This is a genomic window from Coprothermobacter platensis DSM 11748, from assembly GCF_000378005.1.
Taxonomy (GTDB): Bacteria; Coprothermobacterota; Coprothermobacteria; order Coprothermobacterales; family Coprothermobacteraceae; genus Coprothermobacter; species Coprothermobacter platensis.
The window spans coordinates 92,895-114,913 of sequence record NZ_KB899040.1 but is presented as its reverse complement, the minus strand read 5'-3'; the positions used below and the strand labels follow the sequence as shown (position 1 = coordinate 114,913).

The window sequence follows — 22,019 nt, the reverse complement described above, 5'->3', positions numbered from 1 at the left end:
TTAGCACCATAGGTAAACTCAATGACACACTTTTTGATCAATCGCTTAAAATAAGAAAGAGGGAGGTGTTGAGCAAACGTGGAAAGAGGGTATTTCATCATAACATTTCCTTCCGTGCATCAAGCTATGGCCTTCGAAGATGAAATGAAGCGAAGCACATTATTATTTCAACTTGTCCCAGTTCCGCGCCAAATCAGCGCAAGTTGCGGAGAAGCTGCCAAAGTCTGGAATGTGTCACAGGACGATTTGCTGGAGATCATTAAGTTACATGGGGTAGTCTTCTCTGCCATTTATCATTACGACAATCAAGATTCTCAGCCTAACCTTATAATGTCAAGCTAATGTCCTAATATCTCCGGACCTCTTTGTAACTTTTATTGCATCAAAATACTCCAAGAGGGCCAGTGCATCACGCCTACTTACGCCCAGTAGATCTCTAAAATCTGCCAAAGTAATTTGGCCATTTTTCTTTAGATAATCGACTAAAAGTGATTTGGCCTCGTCAGTTTTGTATTTTGAAATGTACTCACCACTGGGCAGTTTAATCACATCGCCCTTTTTTATTAGAAAGTGCAGAATGGAAGCCTGCTCCGGAGTGCTTATAAGTTCCTCTTCTTTTAAAGGTTTGTAAGATGAACTTGCCAATTTAGCTAATAGCTGTTGTCTTGTTGTTTCGTCTCTTTGTGATAAAGTAGGAGAAAAACCTTTAAGTGAAACCGTTTGTTCTGTCACCTGAAGCACACCATTCTGTTCCATGAGAGAAAGCAGCACATCAAAAGATTTTGCCTTGGCATTTTTTGTTAATTTGCCTTTCAGCTCCTCTTTTGGCATTCCATCTCTTAGCGGGAATTGCTCGTGGAAACGGCTGAGCAACTGTTTTGCCTGCGCCTTCTGTTCTTCAAAACGCTGTTTGTGATAAACATACGTTACGGAACCATATTGAACCGAAGAAAGGTTATCAAAATGGGAAAGATCAGATTCGGATAAACCAAACATTTCCATAACTTCCGTGACAGGCCAAGGTACACCACTATCATATATAGCTTTCTCTATTTCAAAGAATTTACCCCGCTCTTCAATATTCTTTAATTCGGTTATTACTTGTTCTTTGAATCGTTTGTGTTTTCGTGCATTGGGCACGATTATGGTACCTCCACCCACCGTTTCCATGGGAGAATAGGTCCTTATAACAAACCTGTCTCCATGAAGCACACACACGAAATCCTCTAATTGAATTTGCGCATAGCAACTTTCGCCCTCCAATAGTTCATTACGATCCAGCAGAAGGAGTCTTCCCATGGTCTCAGAGGCACCCACATAAAACCGTATACGCGTTCTGTTTTTAAGCGGTTTTACGCCACCTAATAGGTTTAGCCTTACGTCAACCACCCTTGAAGGTATTAAAGCGCCCTTAGGAGCTATAACATTTCCTCGCTGAAGTTGCTCCACCTTTACGTTGGCCAAATTCACAGCGGTGCGCTGACCTGCATAGGCTTCTTGTACCGATTGTTGATAAACTTGTATAGAGCGGACCCGTGATTCAATCATCTTCGGGTAAATAACTACTTCATCTCCGACTCTGACTGTCCCAGAAATCATCGTTCCCGTTACCACCGTTCCATGCCCTGATATGGTAAATACGCGGTCTATGGGCATTCTAAATATACCGTCATGACTTCTTTCTTCAATGGACTGCGCCATGGCGTCTAACTGCTCTATTAATTCCTTTAGACCCACCTTTGTAGTGGATGAAACAGGTATTACGGGAGCGTTCTCTAAAATTGTTCCTTTTAGCTCCTCTTTAACTTCTTCCTGCATCATGGCGAGCCATTCGCTGTCCACTAAATCAGCTTTTGTCAGTACCACGATACCTTTTTTTACATCCAGGAGTGATATGATTTGCAAATGCTCCAATGTTTGAGGCATAATGCCTTCGTCGGCTGCTATGACCATCATCACAATGTCGATTCCATGCGCACCAGCTAACATGTTTTTAACGAATTTCTCATGACCTGGAACATCGATTATACCAGCCCTAATACCAGACGGAAGATCTAAATAAGCAAAACCGAGGTCAGTAGTCATACCTCGCTGTTTTTCTTCTTTTAGCCTATCGGTATCTTTCCCTGTCAGTGCTTTTATAAGAGTGGTCTTTCCGTGATCAATGTGTCCAGCAGTACCTATGATGACGTTTTTCATAAATGGCTGCTCATATCCTGCAAAGCAGATACAATGATGCCCAACTCTTCATCCGAAATGGTGCGCATATCCATGACCACATTTTCATCTACAATGCGTGCTATGATAGGAATCTTATTTAAACGAAGTGCTTGAGAAATTTCCGCTGCACTCATACCCTCCATCTTAATAGCTAAACCAAAAGAAGGTATACCCTGCTCCGGCAATGAGCCGCCGCCTGCTTCTGAAGAAACTTCTATTACAATGCATTCCAATTTCTCCACACTTTCCAGCATAGACTTTAGCCTCTCTGCGCGCTCCTTTAGAAGACTAAGGGGAGTAATCATCATCTTAAGTGTGGGAATGGATTCCATGGGCCAACGTTGTTGATAAATCTTCAGCACCCCTTCAAGCATAGAAAGGCACAGTTTATCTACCCTCAACGCTCGTGTGAGAGGATTATGCTTCATAGCATCTATGTATGCTTTCTTTCCGACGATGATTCCTGCCTGTGGACCGCCTAACAGCTTATCTCCACTAAAGGTGACAATGTCCACACCGGAGTTCACAACTTCCTGGACCGTAGGCTCGTGTGCTAAGCCATACGCACTCAAATCCACCAAAACACCACTGCCCAGGTCAACCATAACAGGAACGTTATAACGTTGCCCTATATTTACAAGTTTTTCATAACTAACTTCCTCGGTAAAACCGATAATACGGTAATTGCTGGTATGAGCCTTAAAGAGTAAAGCAGTATTTTCATTTATGGCATCTACGTAATCACTTTCGCGTGTTCTGTTGGTAGTGCCAACCTCTCTAAGAACGGCTCCGCTTTGAGCCATGACATCAGGTATGCGAAATGAGCCGCCTATTTCTATGAGCTCACCACGAGACACAACCACTTCTTTGTCATGAGCAAGGGTGCTAAGAGCAAGCAAAACTGAAGCAGCATTGTTGTTTACAACCATGGCTGCTTCCACATGGAGAAAATCTTTAAGCAGTTGTTCAACGTGGCTGTAACGAGAACCGCGTTCACCCTTTTCTGGGTCATACTCCAACGTATTGTAGTGAAAAGCGATGTCGATCATATGCTCTTCCAAAGCCTTCGGAAGCAGAGAACGGCCCAAATTTGTATGAACCACAATACCTGTAGCATTCACGACACGTTTTAAGTTGTAACTATTCTTTGTTTCTATTGATTTCAAAACATCTTCAATAATTCTTGCTTTATCCACATCAGTGGTCTTACCTTCATTGATAGACTTTCTCCACTGTTCCAAAACATCTCTAACGCAATCTGTAATAAAAGCGCGGTTGAAATCACTGAATAAGGGTTGAAGTGACGGTTCATTCAAAACCTGATCCACTGACGGAAGCGACCTAAAAAGATTTTCTTTTCCCATAAATGTAATTGTAATTGTTTTTTGCGAGGTTTTCACCCAAAATACGAGCTCTCTGGGAAAAAGGCTGACAATCTGGCTATTTTACTTTTATAAATGTGTCTTCCTTTTCTACCACATTTCCGATGATGCTTGCTCTGATATCCTGCTTCTGGTTAATCCGTGAAAGCAAAACCCCTGCTTTCTCCTCGGGAACAGATATAAGCAAACCGCCTGATGTTTGAGGGTCAAAAAGGATATCCATTATTTCATCTTCAGAACCCTCTAAATCAATGTTGCCTTTCAAATAATCTTTGTTCCTGTAAGTACCTGCTGGGATAAGGCCCATACGAGCTAAATCCAAAGCTCCATCTATTATAGGCACTTTTCCCCTATCAATGACCATTGTCACATTGCTACCAGATGCCATTTCATAAGCATGTCCGAGCAAACCAAAACCGGTTATGTCTGTACACGCATGGGCGCCAACCGCAACCATAGCCTCTGAAGCGTTCTTGTTTAGCATTTTCATAACGCGAACCGCTTCGGAAGCGACCTCTTGAGGACACAAATCACCTTTTATGGCCGTATTAATTACACCACTGCCCAATGGTTTCGTAAGAATCAAAACATCTCCTACCTTCGCCATGTTATTCCTAAGAATATCCTCCGGCTTAACATAGCCTATAACTGTCAAACCATACTTCGGTTCATCATCATCGATAGAATGACCACCAGCTATAACGGCATCCGCTTCTTGTACCTTATCCCAGCCGCCTCTCAATGTGCCCTCTAATAAATCCAAATTGCATGTAGGCCAACAAACGACGTTTAAAGCAAAAGCAGGTTTGCCGCCCATAGCGTATATATCACTGAGAGCATTGGCAGCAGCAATTTGTCCAAAATCGTATGGATCATCCACGACAGGGGTAATGAAATCTATCGTGTGGATGACTGCCATGCCATCTTTGGGTTTGTAAACAGATGCGTCATCGTTCGTTTCCAAACCCACTAACAAATCGCTATCATGCTGCTTAAGTCCTTGAAACTGGTGCAGAACCTGCGCCAGGGCCTGAGGGCCAATTTTTGCTCCTCAGCCAGAAGCTTTTGTCATCTGCGTAAGTCTTATACCGTTCACAGGTCTGCACCTCCTTTCAAAAAACAATTTGTTTCCGTATTTTAATGTTACTTCATCGCTTCTTCAAGAATTTTTACAGCTTCATCGTAGTCTTCTTCACTCACCCGTATGACTGGCCCGGTACAACCCATGCCACTCTCCGCGTAAATGTTATGTGACCACAAAAGTTTTACCATATCCTCTAACTCCAGCACATCGATGCCTGAAATTTCTTCAGCTACTGGTTTTGATTGAGGCATCCTAACTTCGTTATTATTCACTTCTGTAGCAGCATTTTTCTCTTTCTTCAGCAATAAATCCTGCCATCCCAGGCGATTAAGCGTTTCAAATTCACGTTTTGCAATATCTTTTAGATTACCTTTTACCAAATCCGCTGCAAACTTTATAGCATTGGCAGCCACGGGAGCACCAGAAGCACGCGATAAAATCATGATAATCCTGTTATAGTTTTCCCCGATGCCGGGCCCATAGCCATAGCCAATGGATTCATAATCGCCGCCTGTGGTAAACGCAGACAATATTTTCACTAGTAAATTGCCTGTCAATGTGTCTGTAACCATGATATCTGAAGAAGCTGCCAACAGATCGTTCCCACGCATTACCACTCCGCCATCGGACCTAACAGACTGAGAGAAGTTTATGTCGTATCCACGTTCTTTAAGTTGTTTAAGTATTCTTTCTACTTGACGGGCACCGTCCACATTCAAAATACCCACGGTGGGATTCTTTATTCCCAAGGCTTTTGCTACTATGTTTCCATAAATGGCATTCTTGACCATGGCTTCAACTCTATCTGCAGCTGCTGTTCCCGTTGTTGTTGCCAGTAGCACTTCTTTTCCATTAGCAGGAGCAATAACGCGTCCTACCGTGGAAACGCCCAGAGGGAAATTATAATGCATGGTGACACAGGCATCAATTTCACCTTTGTCAAGCAGTTCTTCCATAATGCAATGGCAGCCCTCTAACGTTTCCGCCGGTGAGCATTCCAAAGAACTATTTCCTTTATCTCCGATGAGTACTACTTCTATATCGCTGTAACGTTCTTGAGCCATCTCTGCACCTTTAATGATTTCTTCGGTGCCGTGCTCGCTGCCAAGTGTGGTAATACCCACCCTTATTTTCTTTGTGTATTCACCTTTCTCCAAAAAGGTGGCTACTTCTTCCAAAATATCAGCCATCAAATTTCTATCCATGGCCCATCCTACTCCTCACTGCTACGCAGATGCTGGGCCACATCCCTGAGAGCATCCGCCAAAAGCGTGCGCAATTTTTGTTCATCTGCGGCCTTGCCTGTTTGCTGTTCCACAGTACCGTTATTGCTTTCTATTAAGAATGAAACCCCATCAAATTGATTGGTCATACGACTCAAGAACAAGCTTCCTTTCCCTATGACCATGACCCTGTTCAAGGCTCCAGCCATTATCTTTTCACGTGCGGATCCCATTATAGGAACACCAGAAGGAATGTGCCCCTGCGTAGGAGCAAAACCAGGCATGCCGTGTTCACTTATGAACGTGTCCATGTCATCCTTCTTTATTTCACCACGCTTCACTGCCAAGGCAGCAATCATTTTATAATTGGACTTAGGTACGTCACCAGCGCCTGCAGGTTCTGTCACTTCAGGATTTTGAAGCTCTGGCGCATATTTGTCCACATCACTCAACGTCAGTCCAAGTTTTTCCAGTGGATTAACAGTAAGAGCGCTCATAACTTGCTGTGGAGATGCACCTGTACCCACTGTGTGCGCACCCACGCTGTCCAAACGTATGACAGGGCTGACACCGTCATCAGCACTGATAAGTACGCCGAAACCACCTAAAGTGTCCTCCAAAAGAGGCAAACCTTTTTTCACGTGCTCCTTACCATTCATGCCCAGTTTTGCTGTTGCCCCACCAGCAATGACAACGACGTTTTTAAAAACGCCAGAAGCTACTAATGAGGATGCATGTAAGATGGCATGTGCGGGACCCGCACAGAATCCCCTCACATCGGAGCCTGTAGCATTCAATGTACCAACAATTTCGCCTATAGCTTTTGCAAAGTTGCCCCCACCTCGTTGATTCATATCACCGCATGCTTCTTCAGAACATTCAATGATGTACTCAATTTGGCCTGGGTCTATCTGTGCGTTATGCAGGAGATGTTTCAAAGCCAAGATAGCAGATGCTTTTGTAGCCAAGTTTTCTAACATTACATGGGCAGCCAACGTCTCATCTTTATCGTGTGCTTTTCTTACACATCCTACCAGTATTCCATCCACCTTTAACGGTATGGCACCATTTTCATTTACCTGCTTTTCTATTTCCATATGAGGTTTTCCCTTTAGTTTTGCTACGTCATTAGCATTTATAAGAGGATGATTGGACAATTTCCCCTTTATCGTTTCCACAAAGCCATCCTCAAGTAGGACAAGATCGAAAACATCAGCTATCTGCATGAGAGCATAAAACTCGTCTTCAGGCATTATTTCGCCAAATTTTCCAAAACGCTCTCCTTCAATTAAATGCTCATACCAGGGCTTGGGAAGACTATCTAATGACTCCGGGTCTATGTTCCCAATGAATGCTTGATTAGGTGCATACCTGAGGCATTCTTCAAAAGTTCTTATGTGATTTGGGGCGTTCTGTAGGAATTCAGAGTCATTATTTTCCTCGCGTTCAACAGAAAACGTTGTACCTGCCTCCGTCATAATGTGCGGTACATGTACCAGAACAAAGCTCGTTCCTTTGAGTACTGGTTTCATCCTCCATTTACTCCCTTCCTTATTTTCTGATTTCAAAAGATCAACATTTTCTAACCGTATAAGGGGCAGCTCTCTCTTTAAAAGCTGCCCCTTCAAATGTTATTGCTAAACCCTTTTATAAGACTTAAGGTTTACTGCCATTCAAACACTGTTTGCGACTGGATATCGGTCTGTAGTGCTTCCAGAGCCTTTGTGATAATCTTTCTTCGCAAGGCTTTTTCTTCTTCCTTTGGTAGTGCCGGATTTCCCAGTGGATGCGGAATAGCCACGGCAGGAACAATTCTGTTAGCACCAACTGTCTTGGATATAGGCACTATAGTGCATATGTGAACAGTGGGTAAACCTGCTCTCTCTAACTCTTTTACCATCGTTGCACCGCAACGAGTACATGTCCCTCAGGTTGACGTCAATATGACCGCTTGCACGCCTGCATCTTTCAATTCTTTAGCAATGGCTTGACCGTATTGCTTTGCTTTTGCCACAGGTGTGCCGTTGCCCACGGTAGCGTAATAATAGCGATGAAGTTTACCGATTTTTCCTTCTTTTTCTAACTCTCTCATTACGTCCACAGGCAAGACCCTGTTAGGATCTTCATTTGCATACACAGGGTCATATCCACCGTGTGCAGTCTGATGCGTTTCAGCGCTCAGCTCCATGATACCTTCCAGATCGTACTTCCCAAATTTACTAGCACTGGAAGATTCTATATGATCCGGATTGCCCTTGGGTACTATGCCACCGGACGTAACCAAAGCGACAAGTGCTTTGCTTATATCTTTTACGGCTGGCGCAGGTGGAACGCGATCGAATTCTGGCATAGGCAGTTCAGTGGTAAAGGGCTCACCTTTGAGTTTCTTTACCAACATATCTACTGCGCGCTTTGAACCACGTTCGTTAGCAAAATAATTTACCCTTATTCCCCTGGGAATGTAATTTTCTTCTTCAGGAGAGCCGATTTCTTCCTTATTGGCAAGCTTAAGAGCAAGTTTTGCCATTTTGCCTGCAGCATCTCTCATCTGCGCTGCAGAATCACCTGTCTGGATAATGTAGACATCTTTCTTGCACAGATCAACACCTGGATTCTCGGGGTACATACCAGTAACCACAGGAATGCCTAATTTGTCTTGTACCGCTTTGCAAACGGTAGCGCAGGCAATTCCATAACGGCCGGCAAAGAAAGCAGGACCAGCGACAAAGATATCTGGCTGATATTTTTCTATCATGCCAAGTATTTGATCTAACGCTTCATCCACATGCTCATTAAAGTAGCTATCACCGCATATGACTGTCGCTACAACTTTTGCCTTGTCACCAAACGCTTGTTGGAGTGCAAGGCCCGGACCTACAGGCCCTTCCTTAACCAAAGGTGGTGTATCAGCCTTTTCTTCGCCGCCTATTTGCCCGAAAAACTGGTTTATATAGTGCACCACTCTTAACATTCCATCACCTCCTCATAGGCAGCACAGCATTGGCCCATTCTGTATTCACTACAGTGGGTACTGACTGTACTGCTCCCTAATGGACTTAACCGCGTTGATAATGGCATCAACATCCAAGACCATTTCTACGATACCAACTTGTTCTTCATAAACGTTGGGGTCTACTGCTTGTTTTATTTCTGGTTCTACGATGTGATAAACGGGGAGTCCTAACGCCACACCTGCCAAAGGTCCAGCAAAGCTGGGGTCACCATTGGTTACTGTTTCGGCAAATATGGATGCACCATCTGGATCACTGTTACCTAATATGACAACAACATTTTCCGCTCCGTACTGTTCCGCTAATTCTTTTATACGACCTTGAACCTCAAGGTCCATTGCGCCTGCGGCTGTTCAAACAGAGCACTGCGTGGTCGAGAATACAATCTCGGCTCCCGCACTCTTTACACACTCTTCAATGGCTGGTCCAGGAACGCCGTCCCGCTCGCCTACGATAATAACTTTTTTGTCTTTTAGCATTTTCAAGATACCTCCTTCTTACCGCTGTTAATATCCCTTTGCTGCCAGGTTGCCGAATCCAACTTCCAAAGTAGAAGCAGTAATTGCCTGCAACTCAACGGTAATGCTTCCATCGGAAGATAAAGCGCCATCAAAACCGCCTGCAATTACATTGGCTGCCTCGGGATGTCCTATAACTTTCTTCATGGGCGGCAGATGAACAATGACATTTGCATTGCCCACTGAAACCACAGCATCAGCCGTTTTGTCCACATCAGCCAGTGACTGAGACTGACCATCTCTGCCAGCATACTCATCTGTAACCAAGACGGTTTTTACACCTTTTTCAGAAATCTTCTTGCAGTTCATGATAAGGTCCGTATCAGGGTTACCAAAACCCTCTTCATTGATAATTACCGCATCTAACCCCAGATACTCTACCAACTTTGCAGTGTAGTTAGATGAACGCTCTTTATCAGCCAATGTTACGTTTTCATTGGTGATTATGACACCGACAAAGTTGTAATCTTTCCCATGGCGCTCATACAAATCTTCAATGATGGGGTTGTTTTCATGAACGTATGTTGGGTTCTTATCGCAAGCAGAAACACAGTTTCCGCTAACTATAGCTCCGTCCATGGTTTCCGTAGGATACATGAAAGTAGGCAGAATCTTTTTTGCATCAACGCCATAAACATAGGTATCATGCAGTAAACCCTGGCTCTGAAGCTGATATACGTACGCTACTCTCGGCAAATCAGGATACTTCTTTACACTTTCAAAGAGCGGCAGTGTTTCATATGTTTTTATCTCGTCAGGTTCTACATTCCTGCCTGCCTCGCCGATCATGGCCGCAGCACGAAGACCCGCTAATCGTACAACTTCTTCATGTTCATGTCGTGGTAAACCTTCCACAGGTTCACATGTTAGGACAATGTTCAATGTTTTGGAAAACGGTGTGTATTGAGCACCCTCACCAGACATATCGATGATGCCTTCTTGGAATCCGACGATGGCACCCGTCGTTACTACTGCTGCACCTTTTAAGACATGTGTGCGACCTGTTCCAACGGTGTTTACCTTACTAATGAAACCAGGGAAAACGCCGCCTTCTCCGCTTACCTTTACACGGGGCTCAATGACATCTTTTACCGGAATAATGCGCACTTCGTCGCCCGGTTTGGCTAAATCTATATCTACTTTAGCTAAACGAGGGTCGCTATCCATGAGCGCTTTTTGGATAGCTTCTTTGTTCACGTGAAGGACGCCGTTTACAACCTTTGTCTCATCGGAAAATACTACGTCTTTAATAAAGATGTTTCCTAACTCCAGTTTCACTAATGTCACCCCCTCCTTTTTTATAAGTTTTTGTTGATCATTTCTTCAATCTTATCGATCGTTACATCCTGTGTTATTTCTTCCACTTTCTCGCCATTTTTATAAAGCTGGAACGTGGGCAAACTCATCACTTTTAAACTCCAGCAGAACCTTCTGTCTTTCTGTGCATCGATTTTTCCAAATTTTACTTTGCCCTCGTACTTTTTCTCCAGTTCTTCTACTTCTGGCATAAGAGCCATGCATTTCTCACATTTTTCGCTCCAGAAGTCTACCAGCACGGGCATCGATGTTTCGTTTTTTACTTCTTGTTCGAAGTTTTGAGCGTTCAATTCGATCATACAAAATCACCTCCCTCTTTATTCGGCAAAATTCTCGCTAATATATTGTTCAGCAGCTACCGCTGCCTGTGCTCCATCAGCTGCTGCCGTTACAACCTGTCTAAGCCACTTGATCCTACAATCGCCTGCAGCGAACACACCAGGAACATTAGTCCTCATGTACTCATCGACTTTAATATACCCTTTCTGGTCCATGTCCACTAATCCCTTGAAAAGGTCTGTATCGGGTTTCATACCAGCGAACACAAACACACCTTGAACGGGCATCTCCGTTCGTTCGCCTGTTTCCATGTTCTTTAAAATGACCTTTTCCACCAGATCTTGCCCTTCGATTTTCTCAACGGCTGTGTGGGTAATGATCTTTACTTTCGGGTTATTAGCCGCTCTCTCTTGCAAGATTTTTGAAGCTCTGAGCTCAGGCAGCATCTCTACAATGGTTACACTATTGCAGTACTTGGTCAAATACAGGCCTTCTTGAAGCCCAGAATCTCCTCCACCTATGACGATAACGTCCAAATCTGTAAAGAAATCAGCGTCACATGTAGCGCAATATGAAACGCCTTTCCCGGTAAACTCTTCTTCACCAGGTATACCAAGACGTATGTGCGACGCGCCAGGTGCTAAAATCACCGTTTTGCCTTCATAGGTACCTTTGTTGGTAATAACTTTTTTTATCTTTCCTGATAAATCAACAGACTTAACCTCTTCGTGCTTCATAATCGCACCGAAAGCCTCAGCCTGTTCGCGCATTCTGGCAGTGATCTTTGGGCCAGTAGGATCTTCCACAGAACCCGGGTAGTTTTCCAAACCCCAGGTTAATGATGCTTGCCCACCTATTTGCTTCTTTTCAAAAACCAATGTGTTCAATCTTGCTCTTCCGGCGTATATGCCAGCAGACAATCCCGCCGGCCCTGCGCCAATGATTAGGCAGTCATACAAATCGGGCATTTTGTCACCTCACCGAAGCTTTTTATTGTTCATTTTGTCTCGATTCACGTTAAATTAATTTTATCATTGTTCTTAAATAAGTGTATGCATAGTGATAATACAAGAAAGCTCAAGTTTGCATAAACGCAAAAAAAAGCCGACACCTTTTTGGAAAGGGTATCGGCTTTTTTACAAAACCGGCAAATCGGAGTGAATGTGATTTATTACTCGCTAACCGATGCGGCTACATTTTCTGTCTTCTTGAGGTTCGGCTTTAAAGCCACCAATAAAAGAGCTGAAACGATGGTGCCTGCTACGATAGAAAGTATGTACATAGGCAGATTTGTTATCACTCCAGGAATAAAGAATACAAATATGCCTCCATGAGGCGCCATGAGTTTACAACCAAATGCCATAGAAAGTGCACCTGTCACGGCAGACCCAGCCATTATGGAAGGGATCACTCTAAAAGGATCTGCTGCGGCAAATGGAATTGCTCCTTCCGTTATAAAGCTCGCGCCTAAAACCCATGCTACTTTTCCTGCTTCCAACTCCTCGCTGGTAAATTTGTTCTTAGCTATTACAGTAGCCAATGCCAAAGCTAACGGAGGTGTCATGCCTGCTGCCATAACAGCAGCCATAGGCATATAAACTTGAGAGCCGAGAAGGCCTACGGCAAACGTATAAGCCGCTTTGTTTACCGGACCTCCCATGTCCAAAGCCATCATAAGTCCCAGGATGATACCTAATATAATGGCGTTTGCTTCTGTCATGCCCGTAAGCCAGTTGGTTAGAGCTGTCATTATTGCAGCCACAGGCTTTCCTATAACATAAATCATGAGCAATCCAACAACGGCTGTGGAAATTAAAGGTAGAACTAATACTGGCATAAGCCCTTGCAACGATTTGGGAAGTTTAATGACTGTTTTTAGCCACTGCGTAAAATAGCCAGCAATAAAGCCAGCCACAATACCTCCAATAAAACCTGCACCTAAAGAAACAGAAAGCATACCGCCAACCATTCCTGGAGCAAGCCCTGGCCTATCTGCTATAGAATAAGCGATATAACCTGCAAGAATAGGAACCATCAATGCAAAAGCTGTGCCTCCACCGATTTTGTTCAACGCCCAAGCGAGACTTCCTTCTACCTCCGAAGCGTGTATACCAAACGCGAAAGAGATAGCAATTAATATGCCTCCTGCCACCACAAATGGAATCATGTAGGATACGCCTGTCATGAGGTGTTTATAAATGCCCGATCTGCTTTCAGAACGTTCTTCTTTGGTTTTTTCGACCTCTGTCACATAATCAGCTTTTGGCCTTTCCAATTTCATGGCACGTTGCAAGACAGCCTTTCCATCTTTTATGGCATCTTGTATGGGCACTTCTAATACGGGTTTGCCTCGGAATCTATCTTTTGCTACCTGTGTTGCTGCTGCAATAATTACTGCATCAGCGTCCCTTATGTCTTCAGGAGTCAAAGCGTTTTCTGGGCCCACAGAACCTTCGGTTTCTACTTTTATTTCTACACCGAGTTCTTTTGCTGCCTTTTCCAAGCTTTCTGCTGCCATGTAGGTATGAGCTATACCCGTAGGGCAGGACGTCACCGCAACAAATTTCATACCTTACACCTCCCCGAACACTCTTTCTCGTTAATCTGCTTTACTTTGAAACGCTTGTATGACCTCTTCAGGTGTGCTGGCTTTCAACAGAGCGCCTCTCACCTCCTCATGCATCAATGCCCTTGAAAGCGTACTTAATATGTTTAGATGTTCTTTGTCAGCGTTTTCTGGAACAGCAATAAGAAAAACAATATAAACGGGTTCTCCATCGAAGGAATCAAATTCGATACCCTTTTTTGACCTTCCAAATGCCACGACAGCTTCTTTAACTAATGGGCTCTTAGCATGTGGAATTCCCACGCCCATACCGATACCTGTGGAATAATCAGCTTCTCTCGCCATGGCAGCATCTACCAAACCCTGTAGGTCACTGACATATCCATGGTCATATATGAGCTGAGCCAACTCTCTTATGGCATCTGCCTTCTTCTCAGCTTTCATGTCGAAGGTCATAAGCTCTGGTCTTAATACTTCTGAAATACCCATACGTCATTCCCACCTTTCTATTCTTATCTGCGCACGCAGACTGTCAAGCATGGAGAAATCCCCCACAATTTGTGCACACGAAACCGCAGCACCAAAACTTGCTAACGCTTCTCCCTCCAAACCGTTTAGCAGTCCATATACATAGCCTGACACCATGGCATCACCTGCTCCTACAGTGTTTTTCACGTCAATTGTGAGCGGATGAACACGGTATATGCCCTCTTTACTGGCACATAGGCTTCCTTGGTTACCCATGGAAACAACGACCAAGGACACGCCTGTACCGAGAAGGTTTCTGCAAACATTCATCAGATCTTTGTGGTTGTTTATGGTTCTGCCTAAAAACCCCTCGAGCTCATGTATATTAGGCTTTATCATGAAAGGAACTGCTTCTATTCCATTTCTTAAAGCATCACCTTCAGCGTCTAAAATAGCTAATGCCCCTAATGATTGGACTTCTTTTATGAGCGTTTTATAAATTGAACTTTCTATACCGGGGGGCAAACTTCCAGAAAGTACCACGTACTTACAAGCCTTACTGCATTCCCTCAATTTCTCGAGTAGCATTTCCAGCTTCTCTTCACTTATGGAAGGACCTGGCTCATTTATCTCGGTGACTTTAGCGCTGCTCATATCGACAACTTTTATATTCGTTCGCGTTCGTCCGGTGACTTCTACAAAATCCGTTTCAATGCCCATGGCTTTAAGTTCGTCTTCGAAAAACAGTGCATTGCGTCCAAGAAACCCTAAAGCAATACTGGGAACTTTTAAATAAGAAAGCACTTTTGAGACATTTATGCCTTTGCCCCCTATGTTGTATTCAACGTTAGTAGCGCGATTCAGCATGTTAGGAGCGAACGTTTCCAAAAACACAGTATGGTCGATAGCAGGGTTCATAGTGACTGTAGCAACCTCTGTCATAACCGTTCGCCGTCCTCTTTTACTCTTATAATCTCCAGCCCAGCGTCGCTGAACTCCTCAGCTTGGTCACGAGTCAAATGCCAATCAGTTACCACACAGTCCACTTCATCTATGTCGGCAAAACGGATAAACGATTCGTTGTTGAACTTACTGCTATCGGCAACTACAAAAACTTTTTCTCCTGCTTGCACCATAGCTCTCTTGGTGGCGGCCTCTACAGTATTTGGAGTAGAGAAACCTTGCAGTGTTATACCGTTGGTTCCGATAAATGCTTTATCAACTCTGATACGTTCTAAAAAGCGTTCTGCCATAGGTCCAACCATAGCCTGTGTGCTAAATCTAAAGTTTCCCCCTGTAAAAATGATCTCTATATCTGATTTATAAGGCATTTCCAAGGAGACTCTCAAGAAGTTAGTTACTATAACTGCCTTGTTTACCCTTATGTTTCTAACGATTTCAATGGTGGTAGAACCTGCGTCTATGATAACAGTATCCCCTTCTTCGATAAGTGAAGCTGCGTACTTGCCTATAGCCTTTTTCTCTTCCACCATGCTGTTTTCCTTTTCAGTCAAAGATGGTTCGTAATTTGTTAAAGATGGGGGCATGGCTCCACCATGCGTTCTTAATAGCAATCCCTTGGACTGCAAAAAGCTTAGGTCTCTCCTCACAGTAGAAGGCGATACGTCTAATGCTTGGCTTAGCTCTTCCACAGTTACCGCTTTGCCAGAATTCAAAACTTCCAAGATCTTCCTTCTCCGTTCGCCCACCAGCATCCTATCACCTGCTCGTTATTGCTTATTTGTGATCATATATGCTTGTTTATGATTATATACGCTCACCATAAGCGTTGTCAAGAGATTTTCTTAATGATGTTTTGAGCTTCCGTTATGCAGTTAAACGGATTTTATTCATCACATATATAATTCAAGTTATATACACTTGCATCTTTTTGGGGAGGCGATGTTTTATGACGCCGGAACAAGTGGCGGAAATGAAACAAGTTATGGTGCATGGACCAATGCTTTTGGTTTTCCTGGTGTTAGTGATTATCTTCATTATCTGGTCTACATCCAAATGGAAATTGCATCCATTCTTAGCATTGCTGTTTAGCGCTTACATTTTCGCTTTTCTATCGGGCATGCCACTCAAATACATTGGCACAATCATAGCAAGTGGCTTTGGCAACTTGATGACTAGCATAGGATTAGTTATCGTTTTCGGAACAATCATAGGAACCATTATAGAAAAATCCGGTGCTGCTCTGCGTATGGCGGACACCATTTTGGGTATTGTGGGAGAAAAACGTTCACCGTTAGCAATGACCATAATTGGCTACATAACCAGTATTCCCGTTTTCTGTGATTCGGGATTTGTCATCCTTTCACCACTTAACAAGGCACTAGCAAAAAGAGCTGGCGTACCGTTAGCCACCATGGCTGTGGCTCTCTCCACTGGTCTGTACGCAACCCATACTCTGGTGCCACCCACGCCAGGGCCCATAGCTGCAGCCGGAAATGTAGGTGCAGACCTGGGTTTGGTTATCATTGTTGGACTCATTGTGGCCATTCCAGCCGCTTTAGTAGGGCTTTGGTGGGCGAACCGTATTGGCAAGACCATCGTCATTGAAGGCACAGAAAATCAAATGAGCTACGATGAGCTGAAGAACCAATACAAAAAATTACCAAATGTGTGGCTTTCTTTCGCCCCCATCGTTGTTCCCATAGTTTTAATAGGTTTGTCTTCCGTGGTCAGTTTCACGAAGTACACAGGCTTTGGTAGTGCATTCATTACATTTCTGGGCACCCCAGTAAATGCATTGATGGTTGGCGTACTGCTGTCCTTCCTCTTGCTACCAAATCTGTCTGAGGAGACACTCAGTGGTTGGGTCGGAAAAGGTATGCTCGACTCAGCAAACATACTGCTTATAACAGGAGCAGGTGGATCTTTAGGGGCAGTGCTTTCCAACTCGCCCATAGCTGACTACATAAAAACCCTTGCCACGGGGAACTTGACAGGTATTGGCGCCATCATACTTCTTTTCGTGATTTCTGCCTTACTCAAGACAGCTCAGGGTTCTTCCACAGTGGCTTTAGTAACCACCTCCAGCATGATGGCTCCTATGCTAGCGCAGCTTGGCATAACCACACCTCTCCAGCTTGCATTGGCCGTAATGGCCATTGGTGCAGGAGCCATGACGGTGTCCCATGTCAACGATAGCTATTTTTGGGTGGTAAGCCAGTTCAGTGGTATGAAAGTCACCGATGCTTACAAAGCACAGACCATGGGCACTCTCTTAGAAGGCTTAGCAACTATCGCCACCACGTTGATCATATTTGCCCTTTTTGCTTGACGGGAAGGGTTGATGCCATGATGAATGTTTTGATAGCACCAGATTCTTTCAAAGGTAGTCTTTCTTCAAAACAGGTTTGCGAAGCTGTTGAAGAAGGCCTGCTCAAAGCCAGCAAAGAAACTTTTGTAGTGCTGAAAGTGCCCATAGCGGATGGTGGAGAAGGCACTGTGGATGCGTTTCTAAGTGCCATGGGTGGTGAACTGGTGAAGATAACCGTTACAGGGCCTTTGGGCGACCCTGTGAGTAGTTTTTACGGCATCCTGCCCGATGGCACAGCAGTCATAGAGATGGCGGCAGCCTCCGGCTTAAACTTAGTTCCTCCTTCAAAGCGCAATCCGCTCCTAACCACAACCTATGGCACCGGTGAGCTCATAAAACATGCACTAGACCGCGGTTGCATGCGATTCATCATTGGCATAGGCGGAAGCGCAACCAATGATGCAGGCGCGGGCATGCTCGAAGCGCTCGGGATAAGGTTCCTCGATAAAGAAGGTAAAGACGTACCATCCTGTGGTGGTGAGCTGTACAGAGTGGAAAGTATAGTCATGAGCAACATGGACCCCAGGCTCAGAAGTGCTACTTTTACGGTAGCGTGTGATGTGGACAATCCACTGTGTGGCGAAAACGGTGCATCGGCTGTTTATGGACCTCAGAAGGGTGCAGATGAAGAAATGGTTACATTGCTTGACCAAAACCTTTCCCACTTTGCTGATGTTGTTGCCAAAACCTTAGGAAAAGATTATAGAGATGAACCTGGATCAGGTGCTGCAGGGGGCTTGGGCTTTGCTCTGAAAGCCTTTTTTCATGCGGAAATGCGCCGTGGCATAGACGTTGTCATGGAAGTTACGCACATGGACACGTTAGCCGCTAAATCTGACATCATCATTACAGGTGAAGGCAGAACTGATTGCCAAACAGCTAAATTTGGAAAAGCACCTTCTGGTGTAGCAAACTTGGGCAAACGTGTGGGTAAACCCGTTCTGCTCATTTCTGGCGGTTTGGGAGAAGGTTACCAGGAGCTCTTCGACCAGGGCATAGTTGCTGCCTTTTCCATAGCCAATGGCCCCATGTCCTTGAAGGAAGCCATGGAGAACGCCTACAGCTTACTCGTGGATAAAGCACAGAACATTGGCAGACTTTTAGTTGCCTTGACACGGTTGAGTTAGACACGAGGGCCGCTGGACAACTTTCCCTAAAGCAGGTCCTCCAGCGGCCCTTTGATGAGTTCTAAATCAATAAAAGCATAGTCATCCAGCACTGATTTTGGGTGATTTGGCTCTTTTCCTTCTCTTGCTTTCTCTATAGCTGCGTTTATCAGTTCATAGCTTTTCTCTTGCACTTTGTCTGCTTTTTGCATAACAACAGATTTATATGGCGTTTTACTAATCTGCACATTGCCCGTCATAGGGTGAGTAAGAAGGTCATAAGATTCTGAAAGCAACTCTTGGCATTTCAATAAGACGTCCAATGTTGAACCATCCACAAATAGAGAATGTTCATTATATTGTTCTGCAACGATTTTATTATTTGTAACAATCACAATAGTGCTATTAATACTCGATCACCGCCTATTTCACTACACACATAACGGACATTCTGTTCTTATTACATACCATGCCAACGAATAACTGCACCAACTGAAGCAATATAACTTCTACCTCCGCAAAAACACACCGCAGTTGTTCGCGCTTATGTATTACAAAATCACTGTCCTGTTTTTGCTCATTTTATCTGCTATTGTAAACATGTTACCTACACTCCCCACTTGCAATTTCTCTTTCAGGTGATAGAAGTCCAAGCATGTACCACATGAGATAACTTCAACGCCCATGTTTTCAAGCTCCTTCAAATCGTTTATGAGCTCGGAGCCCTCTGTAGTGAGCATAACGCCTCTGTTCAAGAAAAGCATAGAGGCAGGTTTATTATCCAGTTCTTTTATTGCATAAATGTAGTTTTTCATAAGCAGTTTTCCCAGCGCTTCATCACCTTGCCCAAACATGTCGCTGGAAATAACAATAACGTAGGACTGACCCTCTATGCCCTGACACATTTCCCCTACATTAGGGTTATCTTTCGTAGCCTTAGGCGTTAACGTAAGATAGTAAAGCCCCTCTTTGCTTTCCATGGAGACATCATAGTTTACAGTGGCAGCAAACTTCGAGACATTCTCTTTTGCAACATCGTTATCAACGATGACCGTAACAACCTGACCAGGCGCAGATTCAACAGCCTTCTTTGTCATAATAACCGGAGTAGGGCATGCTTTCCCCCGCGCGTCAACCAGTACGCTGTTATCATTGTTCGCCATATCTTCTCAAATCCTCCTTTACCTTCTTGTAATCTCCTTTAGTGCATCTAAAGTGGCTTCTATGTCCTCTTTACTATTAAACCACCCCACGGAAAATCTCACTGTACCTATGGGGAACGTGCCTACGCTTTTGTGAGCCAGTGGAGCACACTGTAGGCCAGGCCTTGTAGCTATGCCATATTCTTGGTCCAAAATATTACTAACCTGCGATGGATCCTTACCGTCAATACTTATGGATATAACACCGACCATGCGTGAAAGATCTCTGGGCCCATAAACTGTGACGCCATGTAATTGTTGAAGCCCATCCAAGAACATCCCAGTCAGCTCTTGCTCGTGATGCAAAATAGTATCTAAACTTAGGGAATTTATGTATTCCAAGCCCGCTCTCAAACCTGCTATACCTGGAATGTTCTGTGTACCGCTTTCCAGTCTATCAGGCATAAAGGAAGGCTGTTCTGTGGACTCCGATAGACTGCCCGTACCACCTTCTATAAACGGATCGACGTTCACACCTTCTTTCACCAACAACGCTCCTGTTCCTGCTGGCCCCATCAACCCTTTATGTCCAGGGATGCATAACACATCAATGAAGCATCTTTCCATATCTATCGGCACTATTCCTGCTGTCTGTGCTCCGTCTACCATGAACAAAACTCCATGTTCGTGGGCCACCTTCCCAATCTCTTCAATGGGCATTATGGTGCCGAATACGTTGGAGGCGTGTATAACTGCTATGAGCTTTGTATTTGGTTTAATTGCTTCAGCGACCTTTTCAGGAGCGACGTAGCCAGTAGAATCAGCTTCAACTATGGTTACTTCTACCCCTCTTTTTTGAAGACTGGTCAATGGCCTGAGTACTGAGTTATGCTCCATGCTTGTGGTAATAGCGTGGTCGCCTGTTTTTAGCAGCCCTTTCAGTGCCACATTCAATGCCTCTGTGCAGTTCTTCGTAAACACGACCTGGGCAGGGTCCCCAACACGGAAAAAGGTTGCCAACAGTTTTCTCGTCTGGTAAACAAGCCTATCGGCTTCCAGCGCCAGTCGGTGCCCGCTTCTGCTGGCATTTCCGGTAAACCGCATCGCATCACAAACAGCTTTATAAACTTCTTCTGGTTTTGGCCATGATGTAGCGGCATTATCTAAGTAAATTATATTTTTATTTGCGCTTTCATCCATAACAATCTGTCCTTAGTTTATCACCACAAGAGTTCACATTAAAGAGCTTTTTACAGCATTGATTTATAATGAATGTGGGAGCAGAAGGGTGCTGGTGTGCCTGCCGGACTTCAAATCCGGTTCCTCGTCCCAAAAGGCGAGGGGTGGGTTCGATTCCCACATGCTCCCGCCATTATACGAGAACATGCTCCAACATCATCGATTGGTACCATTTGGATACGTCTCTTACTGTATCTTCCATTGGCATGGGAACGAAGCCACATTCTTTTTGTATTTTTGAACAATCTATATCGCTTTTGCTTCGAAGTGTTCGCAACGCATAAACGCTCATTTGTGGCTCTTTTCCCCTATTAACGTCATACCATTCCATAAAAGGACTCACGGCAAGTGCCACAGCATAAGGAATTTCCTTCAGGTCGAAAGGTTTTCCTGCTGCTGTTAAGCAGCCTTCTAAAAAACCTCTCATAGAAATATAGCTGCCAGCCACGATGTAATTCTCTCCAGAAGTACCCTTTTGGACGGCGAGATAAGCTGCTTTTGCCACGTCTCGAGCGTCAACAAAATCATATCCACCGGACACGTACCACTTAAGCTTCCCGCTAAGTGCGCTCATAATTAGCTTGCCCACTATCGATCCACGAAAATCGTAAGGGCCCACAATACCTGTGGGGTGTAGCACAACGGTGGGAAGCCCTTCCTCGGCAGCTTGAAAAGCAAGCAAAGTAGCCAACACTTTGCTCTTTGCATAAGCACCATGAACATATTTTACAGAGAGCTCTTTTGTCTCTTTTATGGGACCTTCACCAGAAGATGGCAAAGCATGTATAGAACTTATATAAACAAATTTGCTCACATCGTTTTGCTTGCAAGCGTCAATGACATTTTTTGTCCCCCCAACGTTCACGGCTCTTAATCTGTTTTCGCTTGCTTCCGTTATACTTACCAAACCAGCAGCATGAATGACAATGTCTGTTCCTTTCAAAGCCTTCTGTATTTCTGCAGGTTTCGTTATATCAGCATAGGCAACATCCACATTTAAGCCATCAAGGGGTGCTAAAGACTCTCCAGGCTGCACAATGGCCTTTACAGAAACCCCCATGCCAACCAAGTAACGAATCACGTTGTTTCCTACTAAACCTGTGGACCCCGTTACAGCAAATAACATTTCACAG

The 22,019-nt window shown here is 44.3% G+C and carries 21 protein-coding genes and 1 tRNA gene; 4 read left to right on the top strand and 18 right to left on the bottom strand.

Annotated features, from left to right (window positions below):
- The first annotated feature begins 78 nt into the window (after positions 1-78).
- A complete protein-coding gene (locus D890_RS08130; protein WP_018962582.1) occupies positions 79-342 on the top strand; it encodes a putative Se/S carrier protein in 264 nt (87 codons plus the stop codon).
- On the opposite strand, the gene selB is transcribed toward D890_RS08130, so the two are convergent.
- The 14 genes from selB to D890_RS0100485 all read right to left on the bottom strand — a co-directional run bounded on the left by selB (position 334) and on the right by D890_RS0100485 (position 15,783).
- On the bottom strand, positions 334-2,199 hold the full coding sequence (gene selB, locus D890_RS0100560; RefSeq protein WP_018962581.1) for a selenocysteine-specific translation elongation factor: 1,866 nt from the start codon (positions 2,197-2,199) through the stop codon (positions 334-336). The genes D890_RS08130 and selB overlap by 9 nt on opposite strands.
- A complete protein-coding gene (gene selA, locus D890_RS0100555) occupies positions 2,196-3,584 on the bottom strand; it encodes an L-seryl-tRNA(Sec) selenium transferase (RefSeq protein WP_026291265.1) in 1,389 nt (462 codons plus the stop codon). The genes selB and selA overlap by 4 nt, the downstream gene beginning before the upstream one ends.
- Before the next feature lie 76 nt (positions 3,585-3,660).
- Positions 3,661-4,698 carry a selenide, water dikinase SelD gene (gene selD / locus D890_RS0100550; protein ID WP_156802629.1) on the bottom strand — a complete coding sequence of 346 codons (1,038 nt, stop codon included), beginning with the start codon at positions 4,696-4,698 and terminating at the stop codon, positions 3,661-3,663.
- Between the two features lie 47 nt (positions 4,699-4,745).
- On the bottom strand, positions 4,746-5,891 hold the full coding sequence (gene grdD, locus D890_RS0100545) for a glycine/sarcosine/betaine reductase complex component C subunit alpha (protein WP_018962578.1): 1,146 nt from the start codon (positions 5,889-5,891) through the stop codon (positions 4,746-4,748).
- A gap of 8 nt (positions 5,892-5,899) precedes the next feature.
- Positions 5,900-7,441 carry a glycine/sarcosine/betaine reductase complex component C subunit beta gene (gene grdC / locus D890_RS0100540; RefSeq protein ID WP_026291264.1) on the bottom strand — a complete coding sequence of 514 codons (1,542 nt, stop codon included), beginning with the start codon at positions 7,439-7,441 and terminating at the stop codon, positions 5,900-5,902.
- A gap of 131 nt (positions 7,442-7,572) precedes the next feature.
- A complete protein-coding gene (grdB, locus tag D890_RS0100530; protein ID WP_083916918.1) occupies positions 7,573-8,880 on the bottom strand; it encodes a glycine reductase complex selenoprotein B in 1,308 nt (435 codons plus the stop codon).
- Positions 8,881-8,928: 48 nt separating this feature from the next.
- On the bottom strand, positions 8,929-9,399 hold the full coding sequence (gene grdA, locus D890_RS0100525; RefSeq protein WP_083916917.1) for a glycine/sarcosine/betaine reductase complex selenoprotein A: 471 nt from the start codon (positions 9,397-9,399) through the stop codon (positions 8,929-8,931).
- A gap of 27 nt (positions 9,400-9,426) precedes the next feature.
- A complete protein-coding gene (locus tag D890_RS0100515; protein WP_018962572.1) occupies positions 9,427-10,716 on the bottom strand; it encodes a glycine/sarcosine/betaine reductase component B subunit in 1,290 nt (429 codons plus the stop codon).
- Between the two features lie 20 nt (positions 10,717-10,736).
- Entirely contained in the window at positions 10,737-11,054 is a 318-nt protein-coding gene (gene trxA / locus D890_RS0100510) for a thioredoxin TrxA (protein WP_018962571.1), read from the bottom strand.
- Between the two features lie 18 nt (positions 11,055-11,072).
- Positions 11,073-12,002, bottom strand: coding sequence for a thioredoxin-disulfide reductase (trxB, locus tag D890_RS0100505; protein WP_018962570.1), 930 nt, complete (start codon positions 12,000-12,002; stop codon positions 11,073-11,075).
- A gap of 203 nt (positions 12,003-12,205) precedes the next feature.
- On the bottom strand, positions 12,206-13,603 hold the full coding sequence (locus D890_RS0100500; protein WP_018962569.1) for a PTS fructose transporter subunit IIC: 1,398 nt from the start codon (positions 13,601-13,603) through the stop codon (positions 12,206-12,208).
- A gap of 30 nt (positions 13,604-13,633) precedes the next feature.
- Positions 13,634-14,089: a PTS sugar transporter subunit IIA gene (locus tag D890_RS0100495; RefSeq protein ID WP_018962568.1), complete on the bottom strand. Its 456-nt coding sequence runs from the start codon at positions 14,087-14,089 to the stop codon at positions 13,634-13,636.
- A 3-nt stretch (positions 14,090-14,092) separates the two neighbouring features.
- A complete protein-coding gene (gene pfkB, locus D890_RS0100490; RefSeq protein ID WP_018962567.1) occupies positions 14,093-15,010 on the bottom strand; it encodes a 1-phosphofructokinase in 918 nt (305 codons plus the stop codon).
- On the bottom strand, positions 15,007-15,783 hold the full coding sequence (locus tag D890_RS0100485) for a DeoR/GlpR family DNA-binding transcription regulator (protein ID WP_018962566.1): 777 nt from the start codon (positions 15,781-15,783) through the stop codon (positions 15,007-15,009). The genes pfkB and D890_RS0100485 overlap by 4 nt, the downstream gene beginning before the upstream one ends.
- Before the next feature lie 194 nt (positions 15,784-15,977).
- Here D890_RS0100485 and D890_RS0100480 point away from each other — a divergent pair, with 194 nt between their 5' ends.
- A complete protein-coding gene (locus tag D890_RS0100480) occupies positions 15,978-17,360 on the top strand; it encodes a GntP family permease (protein WP_018962565.1) in 1,383 nt (460 codons plus the stop codon).
- Positions 17,361-17,380: 20 nt separating this feature from the next.
- Entirely contained in the window at positions 17,381-18,526 is a 1,146-nt protein-coding gene (locus tag D890_RS0100475; RefSeq protein ID WP_026291261.1) for a glycerate kinase, read from the top strand.
- Positions 18,527-18,552: 26 nt separating this feature from the next.
- Here the strand turns inward: D890_RS0100475 and D890_RS0100470 are convergent, their stop codons facing one another.
- From D890_RS0100470 to D890_RS0100460, 3 genes are all read right to left on the bottom strand, one after another.
- A complete protein-coding gene (locus D890_RS0100470; RefSeq protein WP_018962563.1) occupies positions 18,553-18,900 on the bottom strand; it encodes a GrdX family protein in 348 nt (115 codons plus the stop codon).
- A 156-nt stretch (positions 18,901-19,056) separates the two neighbouring features.
- Positions 19,057-19,668 carry a sulfurtransferase-like selenium metabolism protein YedF gene (yedF, locus tag D890_RS0100465; protein ID WP_018962562.1) on the bottom strand — a complete coding sequence of 204 codons (612 nt, stop codon included), beginning with the start codon at positions 19,666-19,668 and terminating at the stop codon, positions 19,057-19,059.
- 18 nt (positions 19,669-19,686) lie between these two features.
- Positions 19,687-20,847, bottom strand: a complete 1,161-nt coding sequence (locus D890_RS0100460) for an aminotransferase class V-fold PLP-dependent enzyme (RefSeq protein WP_018962561.1) — start codon at positions 20,845-20,847, stop codon at positions 19,687-19,689.
- Between the two features lie 76 nt (positions 20,848-20,923).
- Here D890_RS0100460 and D890_RS0100455 point away from each other — a divergent pair.
- A tRNA-Sec gene (locus D890_RS0100455) sits at positions 20,924-21,019 on the top strand.
- Here the strand turns inward: D890_RS0100455 and D890_RS0100450 are convergent.
- Positions 21,020-22,012 carry an NAD-dependent epimerase/dehydratase family protein gene (locus D890_RS0100450; RefSeq protein ID WP_018962560.1) on the bottom strand — a complete coding sequence of 331 codons (993 nt, stop codon included), beginning with the start codon at positions 22,010-22,012 and terminating at the stop codon, positions 21,020-21,022. It abuts the tRNA gene before it with no gap.
- Between the last annotated feature and the right edge of the window lie 7 nt (positions 22,013-22,019).

Bases quoted from the DNA above. Each gene is read 5' to 3' on its own strand.
- trxA (WP_018962571.1), bottom strand. From the start codon at position 11,054: ATGATCGAATTGAACGCTCAAAACTTCGAACAAGAAGTAAAAAACGAA.
- selA (WP_026291265.1), bottom strand. From the start codon at position 3,584: ATGGGAAAAGAAAATCTTTTTAGGTCGCTTCCGTCAGTGGATCAGGTT.
- D890_RS0100495 (WP_018962568.1), bottom strand. From the start codon at position 14,089: ATGGGTATTTCAGAAGTATTAAGACCAGAGCTTATGACCTTCGACATG.
- D890_RS0100450 (WP_018962560.1), bottom strand. From the start codon at position 22,012: ATGTTATTTGCTGTAACGGGGTCCACAGGTTTAGTAGGAAACAACGTG.
- D890_RS0100485 (WP_018962566.1), bottom strand. From the start codon at position 15,783: ATGCTGGTGGGCGAACGGAGAAGGAAGATCTTGGAAGTTTTGAATTCT.
- D890_RS0100460 (WP_018962561.1), bottom strand. From the start codon at position 20,847: ATGGATGAAAGCGCAAATAAAAATATAATTTACTTAGATAATGCCGCT.
- trxB (WP_018962570.1), bottom strand. From the start codon at position 12,002: ATGCCCGATTTGTATGACTGCCTAATCATTGGCGCAGGGCCGGCGGGA.
- pfkB (WP_018962567.1), bottom strand. From the start codon at position 15,010: ATGACAGAGGTTGCTACAGTCACTATGAACCCTGCTATCGACCATACT.
- selB (WP_018962581.1), bottom strand. From the start codon at position 2,199: ATGAAAAACGTCATCATAGGTACTGCTGGACACATTGATCACGGAAAG.
- grdC (WP_026291264.1), bottom strand. From the start codon at position 7,441: ATGAAACCAGTACTCAAAGGAACGAGCTTTGTTCTGGTACATGTACCG.
- grdD (WP_018962578.1), bottom strand. From the start codon at position 5,891: ATGGATAGAAATTTGATGGCTGATATTTTGGAAGAAGTAGCCACCTTT.
- D890_RS0100500 (WP_018962569.1), bottom strand. From the start codon at position 13,603: ATGAAATTTGTTGCGGTGACGTCCTGCCCTACGGGTATAGCTCATACC.
- yedF (WP_018962562.1), bottom strand. From the start codon at position 19,668: ATGGCGAACAATGATAACAGCGTACTGGTTGACGCGCGGGGGAAAGCA.
- D890_RS0100480 (WP_018962565.1), top strand. From the start codon at position 15,978: ATGACGCCGGAACAAGTGGCGGAAATGAAACAAGTTATGGTGCATGGA.
- D890_RS0100475 (WP_026291261.1), top strand. From the start codon at position 17,381: ATGAATGTTTTGATAGCACCAGATTCTTTCAAAGGTAGTCTTTCTTCA.